This is a genomic window from Brevundimonas sp. VNH65 (genome assembly GCF_049445955.1).
Lineage (GTDB): Bacteria > Pseudomonadota > Alphaproteobacteria > Caulobacterales > Caulobacteraceae > Brevundimonas.
Genome location: NZ_JBMSDX010000021.1, coordinates 1 through 2,405 on the forward strand (window position 1 = coordinate 1; position 2,405 = coordinate 2,405).

Sequence of the window (2,405 nt, forward strand, 5' to 3'; positions counted from 1 at the left end):
ATCGTCCGGCAGAATCGGTTCGAGCGCGAAGCCGGCCTCGATATCCCCTTCGGCCTCCATGGCGGTGGGAGGCGCCGCAGAAGGCTTTCGGTTCGTCTGCAGGGCGCGGTGAAGAATGTAGGTGGGCAGGAGTGCGCCGGCGAAAACGACCGCGGTGATCAGAAAGCCGTCGCGATAGGCGGCGGCCGCGGCCTGATAGACGACCGTCTGTCCCAGTAGCCAGCCCGAGGCCGCGGCCTGGTCCAGCCCGCCCACGCCCAGTTGGGCGATGGCCCGTCCTGCCCCCTGAACATAGGCAGTGGTCGCGACATTGTCCGAGGTCTGGGTTGCGGCGATGAGATCGCCATGGAAGGCGGTGCGCCGTTCCACAATGACTGCAAGCAGGCCGGTGCCCAGGGCGCCGCCGAGCTGTCGGGTGAAGTTCATCGCGCCTGACCCCTGGCTCAGAAGCTGCGGCGGCAAGACGGTCAGCGAACCAGCGCTGAGCGATGGAAAGACGAACCCCATGCCGACCCGGCTGATCACCGTCCACCAGGCCAGCGTCCAGAAGGCGGTGTCGACGCTGACATGCGAGAGGAGCCACGATGCGTAAGCGAAGATGGCCATGCCGAAACCGATCAGCACGCCCGGGGGCGCCATGTCGCTGAGTTTTCCGGCAAGGGGGAAGACGAAAACGAGGGCGAACCCCGCCGGCATGAGAAGAAGTCCGGCCTGCGTTGGCGTAAGATTCTGAATCTGCTGGACGAAAATGGGCAGTAGATAGGTTGAGCCGAACAGGCCCGCCCCCAGGACGAAACTGACGACACAGGCTGCGGCGAACGGCCCGTTGGAGAACAGTCGCAGATCGAGCATCGGATGAGGGGTTCGGTGTTCATGCCAGAGGAAGGCTCCACCGGCCGCGAGCGCCAGAGCGATCTCACCGATCACGATGTTGGAGTCCCATCCCAGCCGCTGGCCGCTCGAAATCGCCTGAAGCACCGACAGCAGGAACACGGAGAGATACAGGATCGCCGGCCAGTCGAGCCTTTGCCGCTCGAGGTCCGGGTTCCGGGACGGCAGGAACAGGTTGGCGAGGACGATGCCGACGACCCCGAACGGGATCCCCAGATAGAAGAGGAAGCGCCAATCGAAATTGTCCATCAGCACCCCGCCCACCCAGGGACCGAGGGCCGGCGCAAGCACCACGCCGATGCCGAAAATGCCCATCGCCGCGCCTCGCTGCTGCGGCGGGAAGACCTGGAACATCACCACCATGGCCAGCGGCTGGACGAGGCCGGCGGCGAGGCCCTGGAGAATGCGGGAGATCACGAGAACCGTCTGATCGGGCGCGACGCCGCCGACAACCGATCCGAACAGGAACAGCGCCAGCGCCCCGATCATCGTCATCCGCTGACCGAAGGCGCGTTCGCACCACGCCGTCATCAGCATCGTCACCGTCATGGCGGCGAGAAAGCCCGTCGAGAGCCATTGGGCCTGGACCGAGTCGATGCCGAACTGGCCCATGATGGCGGGAATCGCGACATTGACGATCGTCGAAGACAGCACGACCGCGACGGCGGCGACCATCGCCGTCAGAGTGGCCAGCCAGCGATACCCGGGGCCGAAGCGGGCGAAAAAGGCGTCAGTCGACGACATCGATCGTCGCCTCGACCATCATGCCGGGCCTTAGCCGGCCTTGCTGCTGGACGATCTCGAGACGGACCGGGATGCGCTGCGTGACCTTGGTGAAATTCCCGCTGGGATTCGGGTTGGGCAACAGGGCGAACTGACTGGTCGCGGCCCCTCCCACGTACGACACCCGGGCTTCGAAGACTTCGCCCGGGTAGGCGTCGATCTTGATTCGGGCGGGCGCGCCGATGGAAATCTTGCGGACATCGGTCTCCTTGACGTTTGCGTCGATCCAGACCTGGGAAGGGTTGTGATACATCAGCAGCCGCGTGCCGGCGGCGACGAACTCGCCCGGATCGACGAAGGTCTGATCGACGATCCCGTCGAACGCGGCGCGGATCTCACGACGACCGAGATCCAGGTTCTGCTGGCCGCGTTGAGCCCGTAGTCCCTCCTTTTGGGCCTCGAGGGCGGCGATCTGCGCCTCCAGCACCTCGACCTCGCTGGAGCCTTCGCGGGTGACGCCGACCTGGGCCCGTGACCCGGCGATCTGCGCCTCGGCCCGCGCCGCGTTTTGCTCGGCCGCGCGAAGCCGGGCCTGATCTTCGTCGAAACGGCTTTGGGCCACCAAGCCCCGCTCGAACAGGGTCCTGGACCGATCGAAGGCGCTGCGCGCCGCCGCGACCTCCGCCTGGCGGGCCAGGGCATCCGCCTGGGCCGCTGAGACTCCGGCCGCCGACACGCCCATCTGCTCTCCGACCCGCCGCACTACCGCCGCCTGTTGCGCCCGGAGCTGG

Annotated in this window: 2 protein-coding genes; both read right to left on the reverse strand. The window is 66.4% G+C overall.

Going from position 1 to position 2,405, the window contains the following annotated elements; genetic code table 11:
- On the reverse strand, positions 1-1,635 hold a 1,635-nt coding region (locus tag ACO2Q1_RS17165), incomplete at its 3' end, for a DHA2 family efflux MFS transporter permease subunit (RefSeq protein ID WP_423330678.1).
- On the reverse strand, positions 1,622-2,405 hold a 784-nt coding region (locus tag ACO2Q1_RS17170), incomplete at its 5' end, for an HlyD family secretion protein (RefSeq protein WP_423330679.1). The genes ACO2Q1_RS17165 and ACO2Q1_RS17170, both read right to left, overlap by 14 nt.